Source organism: Marinimicrobium sp. C2-29 (assembly GCF_038419845.1).
GTDB lineage: Bacteria > Pseudomonadota > Gammaproteobacteria > Pseudomonadales > Cellvibrionaceae > Marinimicrobium.
The window spans coordinates 174,731-181,990 of record NZ_JBCAQT010000011.1; the positions used below are offsets into that span (position 1 = coordinate 174,731).

Sequence of the window (7,260 nt, forward strand, 5' to 3'; positions counted from 1 at the left end):
AACCACCATGGCGGGACTTCTGTCGAATGCAATATCCGGTCTGCAGGTCAGCCAGAATGCGCTGCGCACCGCCGGGCACAATATCAGTAACGCCAATACGGACGGCTATAACCGTCAGCGTACGGATAGCATTGCCCGTCCGGCGGAACGCCTGGGCACCGCCGGTTATGTGGGCAGTGGCGCCTCGACCCAGTCCGTCGAGCGGATGGTGGATGAGTTCGTCAACACCCAGCTGCGCACCGACACCACCAACTTCAATGCGCTGGACAAATACAACACCAACATCGGTAAAATCGACAAGTTATTGGCGAACGAAGCCACCGGTCTGGCCGGCGGCCTGAAAAGCTTTTTTGCCGCGGTCCAGAATGGCGCGGATGACCCCTCTTCGTCACCGGCGCGACAGTTGATCATTACCGAGGCCGAAAGCCTGAGCAACCGGTTCAACACCCTCTACGATCGGTTCGCGGATATCGAGCGCAACGTCGTGCGCGAGATGGATGCGGTCACCACGCAGATCAACGATCTTGCGCGCAACATTGCCGATCTCAACCAATCCATCATGGACAAGTCCGGCTCCGGTAATGTTCAGCCCAACGATCTGCTCGACCAGCGCGATCAGGCGCTGCGCGAGCTGTCGGAACTGACGGGTATCCAGGCCGTGCGCCAGGGCGATAACAGCATCAACGTCTTCATGGGGCAGGGCCAATCGCTGGTGGTGGGTACCAAAGCCAATGCCTTCAGCGTATCCAATTCGGGCGAGGTGACCCTGGGCCAGGGTACCCGCGTGCGCAATGTCACCGATGATCTGAGTGGCGGACAGCTGGGCGGCCTGGTGGACTTTCGCGATGGCATTCTCCAGACGGCCAAAAACGAGTTGGGGCGCCTGGCCATCGTGCTGGCCGATGAATTCAATCGCCAACAGCAACAGGGACTGGATCTGGACGGGGACTACGGCCAGCGGATGTTCAGGGATATCAACGATCCCGAGCTGCTCAGCCAGCGCATCGAAGAGGGCGACAACGTCGGACCGAATGATCGGCGCCTGTCGCTGTCGATCACCGATACCAACCAGCTTACCACCAGCGACTACCGCTTCAAGATCCTGGACAATACCAACAACTACGTGATCACCCGTCTGAGTGATGGCGAAGCGATACAGCAGGGCATGATCTCCGGCAGCCAGCCGCAGACGCTGAATTTCGAAGGGCTGGAGCTCACCCTGGAGAGTGGTTCCTTTCAGGGTGGTGACAGCTTCACTCTCAAGCCCACCAGCGCGGGCGGGCGTTACATTGAAGCCGAGCTGACCCGCCCGGAAGATCTGGCCTTTGCTTCGCCCGTGCGTACCGGCTCAAATACCGGCAACCAGGGTTCGGGCAGCATCAGTCAGGGGGCGGTGTTGAGCAAGGTGGATCGCAACGGCGAGATCCTGCCGACCTTTGCCACCCCCGGCCAATTGTCGCCGCCGGTGGTGGTGCGCTTCACCTCCGAAACCACCTACGAGATTCTGGACAACTCCGATCCGGCCAACCCCCGCCCGCTCGAGCCGCCCATGCGCGAGCAGACCTTTGTGCCCGGTCGGGAGAATGTGCTGTTTGGCACCGAGCCGGGGCAGACCCGTATCCTGGGTGAGGGCAGTCGGCTGGGGCTCCCGGATGGACGTGATGCCCAGGTGGTACCCACCGGCGGTGCCGCTCAGGCCAATGGCTATCCGGTAGAACAGCTGCGCTTTCGGATGACCGACCCGGAGACCGGGGCGGTGAGCACCCGCAACCTGGTCACATCCCCGAACGTGTCCGCCGCCAACCTGGCGGATCAGATCAGTCGGGTCTCAGGCGTATCGGCCAATGCCTTTACCCAGGCGACGCTGAGCGACATCAACATTGAAGATTTCAACAGCCCCCTGCAGATCACCGTCAATGGTGAGGACCTGCTGGAGTATCAGGGCGGGACGCTGAGCACCAAGGTTCCCAACCCCCAGACCGAGCCCGGGGCGTTTCAGGACTACCTGGCCGAGCGCATCAGCGACAACCCCAACCTCAAGGCGCTGGGATTCCGGGCCGAGAGCGGTGCCAATGCGATCACCGGTAACCCCGAGTTGCGCCTGGTGGCCTCCTCCGGGGTGGACATGGATATCCGCCTCGAGGCCGACAATACCAATCTGAATCAGCTCAGCGTCAATGACAGCAGCGGCAACCCCGACGTGCGACTCGAGGGGCAGGGCGCCGGCAGCCAGTCCACGGTGACCGTGGGTGGACGCGTGGATCTGAGCCTGGCCGATGGGGTCACTCTGGAAACCGCACCGAGCAGCAGCCAGCTCTTTGGCGACAGTACCGCCGAGGATTTCGCCCAGCCGTCTTTCATGGGATTTCAGGCCAGCATTAAAGGTCAGCCCAAAGCGGGCGATACCTTTACCCTGGGCTTCAATAATGATGCCAGCAATGACAACCGCAACGCGCTGGCCATGGCGGACCTGGAAACTTCCAAAGTCATGGGCGGTGGCAAACTGGGGCTGAGCGATGCCTACGGGCGTCTGGTCGAGCAGGTGGGTACTGACAGCGCTTCGGCGCGCAGCAATACCCAGGCGGCGCGAAGCCTTATGGAGCAGACCCAGAACATGCGCGAAAGCGTGTCCGGGGTGAATCTGGATGAAGAGGCGGCCAACCTGATCAAGTTTGAACAGATTTACAATGCCAACTCCCGCGTGATCACCGTCGCGCGGGACATGTTCGACACCCTGTTGAACTCGCTTTAATTGAGGCCATAAACCATGCGTGTTTCCACCTCACAGATTTACAACATCGCCGATGTGGGCATGCGCAATGCCCAGTCGGCGGTGAACAAAACCTCCGAGCAGATCAGCACGGGCAAGCGTGTGCTCAGCCCCGCCGACGACCCGGTGGCGGCCACCAGCATCCTGCGTCTGAACCAGGAACTGGGGCGTCTTGAGCAGTATGACAAGAACATCAATGCGGCGGAAAACGCTCTGGAGCAGGAAGAGGTGGCGCTCGATTCCATCGTGAATCTGGTCCAGCGCATGAAAGAGTTGGGCGTTCGTGCCGGCAACACCGGCGTTTTGACTCCGGAGGACTATCAGTCCATTGCGGCTGAAGTGGATACCCGCATTGAAGAGCTGATGAACCTGCAGAACACCCGCAACAGCTCCGGCCAGTATATTTTTGCCGGCCACCAGGGCGACAAGGCGCCGTTCAGTGCCGATGGCGGAGGCAACTTCTCCTATCACGGCGACGAGGGCCAGATGCGCATTCAGGTGTCCAACTCGGTGAATGTGCCCGTGGGCGATTCCGGCAAGCGGCTGTTTGTCGATATTCCCAGCGGCCACAACACCTTCAACACCCGGGCCAGCAGCGCCAACCAGGCCAATCCCCCCGCTGAAATCAGTGTGGGAGAGATTGTCGACCAGGAGGCCTACGACGAATTCTACCCGGGCGACATGAAGATCACCTTCAATGCCCCCGAGACCCTGACGCCGCCCCGGGCCAATTACACCATTACCGATGACAAGGGCCGTGTGCTGGTGGCCAATGAGCCCCACGACCAGAGCGATCCCATCGAGATCAATGGCGTCCGCTTTCAGGTTACCGGCCAGCCCTATGCCGGAGAAGCCGCCACGCCCGCCACGCTGGACTTTGGCGCCGTGGGTGCCGTGGATTTCTCGACTTCACCCGAGACGGTGACTCTGACCGTGGGAACCCGCTCGGAAACCCTGTTGCTGGACCGGCCGGTCAACAATGCCGCCGACCTGGCCGCCGCGCTTAACAGCACTACCGAAACTGTCGGCGGCAGCGGCGCCGACCGCAACGCGGACAAGCTGGCGAATCTGGGCATTACCGCCGACGGCACGGGCCTGAGCGTGACCAACGGCCAGAACCTGACAGTGCGCAATGGCACCGCCAACACCGATACGGCTTTTGGCTTCGCGACCCAGAATGAGGGCAGCACTTCCACCGATGGTGAATTGGCCGAGCCGGGCGACAGCTTTCATATCGAGTCGAGCAACAAACAGGGCCTGCTGACCACTCTGTCGCGCCTGAGTGAAGCCATGCGCAACGTGGAAGCCAATCCGGAAAGCAAGGCGGAGCTGGGCGATGTGGTGGCCAAAACCCTGACCAACCTCGACAACGCCTTGACCAATGTGATCTCGGTTCAGGGCGAAGTGGGTGCCCGCCTCAACACCCTGGAGACATCGCGGGACCTGAACGCCGACACCAAACTCTACAGTGAAGAGGTCCTGTCGGATATCGAAAACCTGGACTACGCCGAAGCCTCCACCCGCCTGCAGATGCAGAGCATGGTCCTCAGCGCCGCCCAGCAGAGTTTTGTGAAGGTCAGCGGCCTGTCGCTGTTCAACTATCTATAGGTGAAAGCCGCCACCGGCAGTTTATAAGTGGACGACCGCGACCGGCAGTCCATAAGCGGTAAGGCCGCAACCGGCGGTGCCCCCTATGCTAAACTCTAACCTTTGGGGGGCAGAGCGAATCCACAAAACAGAATCCGAGGCCGAAGTCAGCCATGTCCAGTGACAACCTATTGGAACCCGTCTACCAGTTCCGCGCCCAGACCGAACAGCTGCTGGAGCTGGCCCGCGCCGGCGACTGGGAAGGCTACGAGCAACAGGCGCCCGAACGCCAGGCGCTACTGGCCAAGCTAAACGACAACCAGTTCATGATCGACGTCGCCGAAGCCGGTCTCGCCGACGAGCTGCGCGAGCAGATCGCCGACATCCAGACCCTTAACGACGAACTCGGCCGCCTGGCCGAACAGACCAAATCCGACATCGCCAACGACCTAAAACGCCAGAACACCAACGACAAAGCCGTCAAAGCCTACAAAACCCCCTAAAATACCACCCATACTAATCGTAGGGCGGATAAGCTGTAAGCGCATCCGCCGTAACCCAAGGCGCATCCACCCCAACCCAAACGCCTACACCGCAACCCCCGGGCTGCCCCCCATCCCCCTGTAGGGTGGGCTCCGCCCACCACCACCCTGGCCAAACATTGCACAAATTGATCAAAATAAAACCCCTCCGTCCCCTTTTGTCGTGGCGCATTTATCCTTTTTCTGTTAGAGTGTCGAAAATATTGACACAAGCATCAACCCTTCTGAACACCACATTCACCCAACAATCATCAAATCCCTGAGAGGTACTATCGCCTATGCCGGGCAAGAAGCTCATTGCGACTGCCGTCACCATCATCATCCTGTCGCTCCTGATTACGGGGGGCAATGCGCTCTGGGGACTGCACGAAAGCCTTGAACCCGCCGCCGGTGGCGTCTACCTCAACGGGATCACCTGGATGGCGGGATTGATTGGAGCCATCCTTGTCGGCTGTGGCCTGGCGTTGCTCCTGAGCCTCGATAAGGCCGGCAAGCTGGCCCATCTGATCCGTTGCCTTCGTGAGGAGTCCACCCACAGCGCCCACCAGCGGGCACAACTGGAGCAGTTTTTTGCCATTTCGCCGGATATTCTCTGTACCCTGGACCAGGAGGGTGGCTTTCTGCAGGTAAACCCCGCCGCCGGCGACATTCTCAGCCGCCGGCCGGAGGACATGGCGGGCACACCCTTTTTGAGTATCATCTGCGACCAGGACCGTCCGGATGTGGTCAAGCGGATCACCCAGCTGCTCTCCGGAGAGCACCCGCAGGTCACTTTTGATGCGCGCACCCGTACCGCCGACGGCGACCACCGCTGGGTAGAGTGGAGCTTCGTCAAGGTCGACTGGGAAACCCTGTACTTTGGTTACGGTCGCGACATTCACGACCGCAAGGTCATGGAAAAACAGCTCCAGCACAGCGCCTTTCACGACAAGCTCACCGGCGTGGCCAACCGGGAACTGTTTCTGGATCGCCTGGACCAGGCCATTCACCGCTCCCGGCGCCGTCCTGCGCCTTACGCCGTGCTGCTGATGGACATCGACAATTTCAAAACCATCAATGACAGCTATGGCCACCAGGTGGGGGACTCTCTGCTGAAACTGTTCTCCCAGCGGATAGAAGAGCAACTGCGCCCGGAAGACACCCTCGCGCGCTTTGGTGGGGACGAGTTTATCCTGCTGGCGGAGCAGGTGGCCGATTACGAAGCCGCCGCCAGTCTGGCCAGCCGCATTCTGGACAGTCTGCGCCAGCCCTTTACCGTGGACGGTGTCGACTTTGAGGTGGGCTCCAGCCTTGGTGTCACGGTCGAATCCGGTACGGAGCGCAGCGCCGATTCACTGATCCGCAAGGCCGACCTGTCGCTCTACAAAGCCAAAGAGGGAGGGAAGGGCAGCTATTTTATCTTCGACCAGGTCCTGAATAACGAGCAGCGCACCCGCGCCCGCCTTGAAACCGAACTGCGTAAAGCCTTGCAGAATCAGGGCCTGAAAGCCCACTTCCAGACCATCATCGATGTGGCCACCGGTCAGCCCAGTGGCTGTGAGGTGCTGTGCCGGTGGCATCATGAAGAACTGGGCGCGATGAACCCGGAGGAGTTCATCCCCGTGGCGGAAGCTTCCGGTCTGGTGGCCGACATCGGCCGTCAGATGCTCACCCAGGCCTGCGCCGCCCTTCAGCAGTGGCGCGACAACGGCGCCGTGCCCTGTGAATTTGCCATCAGTGTCAACCTTTCGCCGCGCGAGTTCTTCCAGGTGGACCTGGTTCCTTTTATACAGCAAACGCTACAGGCCTATGGGCTGAACGGGCGCCACCTGAACCTGGAAGTTACCGAAGGCGTCCTGATAGAGCGCGACGGCGAAGCCAGTGTCATCCTCAATCGTCTGCGCGAGCTGGGGATCAGCATTTACGTGGACGATTTCGGTACCGGCTACTCTTCACTGAGTTACCTGCGCACTCTACCGGTGGACGGCATCAAGCTCGATAAAAGCTTCATGGAGAAAATCGACTCCGCCAGAAAAAGCCAGGAGATCGCCCGAACGGTGTTGGAGCTGGCCAAAGTCCTGAAACTGCGTTCCATCGTCGAAGGCATTGAAACCCCCGAGCAACTTGCCTTCGTTACCGACGTAGGTTTCGGCTACGCCCAGGGCTACGGCCTCCACCGCCCCTGCGACAAAGACACCTTCGCCCTCTGGATGGCCACCCAAGCCACCGCCGCGTAGGGTGGGCTCCGCCCACCACAACCCACGCTATTGGTGGGCAAAGCCCGCCCTACAATCTGATTACCTCCCAGTAGGGTGGGCTTGAAGTGGTCTAATGATTCCGGACACCATTTAAGGTGGTATTCTACCACCCTAGAAGAGGTGT

The 7,260-nt window shown here is 60.3% G+C and carries 4 protein-coding genes; all 4 read left to right on the plus strand.

Going from position 1 to position 7,260, the window contains the following annotated elements; genetic code table 11:
* Positions 1-7: 7 nt before the first annotated feature.
* The 4 genes from flgK to AAE484_RS12425 all read left to right on the plus strand — a co-directional run bounded on the left by flgK (position 8) and on the right by AAE484_RS12425 (position 7,115).
* Positions 8-2,752, plus strand: a complete 2,745-nt coding sequence (flgK, locus tag AAE484_RS12410) for a flagellar hook-associated protein FlgK (RefSeq protein WP_341938717.1) — start codon at positions 8-10, stop codon at positions 2,750-2,752.
* Between the two features lie 15 nt (positions 2,753-2,767).
* Positions 2,768-4,378: a flagellar hook-associated protein FlgL gene (gene flgL, locus AAE484_RS12415; RefSeq protein ID WP_341938718.1), complete on the plus strand. Its 1,611-nt coding sequence runs from the start codon at positions 2,768-2,770 to the stop codon at positions 4,376-4,378.
* Between the two features lie 152 nt (positions 4,379-4,530).
* On the plus strand, positions 4,531-4,860 hold the full coding sequence (locus tag AAE484_RS12420) for a flagellar protein FliT (protein WP_341938719.1): 330 nt from the start codon (positions 4,531-4,533) through the stop codon (positions 4,858-4,860).
* 317 nt (positions 4,861-5,177) lie between these two features.
* The gene (locus AAE484_RS12425; protein WP_341938720.1) at positions 5,178-7,115 is read left to right on the plus strand and encodes a putative bifunctional diguanylate cyclase/phosphodiesterase; all 1,938 of its coding nucleotides are present in this window, start codon (positions 5,178-5,180) and stop codon (positions 7,113-7,115) included.
* Positions 7,116-7,260: the final 145 nt, after the last annotated feature.

Excerpts from the sequence above, each read along its gene's own strand:
- flgK (WP_341938717.1), top strand. The coding sequence starts at position 8 with ATGGCGGGACTTCTGTCGAATGCAATATCCGGTCTGCAGGTCAGCCAG.
- flgL (WP_341938718.1), top strand. The coding sequence starts at position 2,768 with ATGCGTGTTTCCACCTCACAGATTTACAACATCGCCGATGTGGGCATG.
- AAE484_RS12420 (WP_341938719.1), top strand. The coding sequence starts at position 4,531 with ATGTCCAGTGACAACCTATTGGAACCCGTCTACCAGTTCCGCGCCCAG.
- AAE484_RS12425 (WP_341938720.1), top strand. The coding sequence starts at position 5,178 with ATGCCGGGCAAGAAGCTCATTGCGACTGCCGTCACCATCATCATCCTG.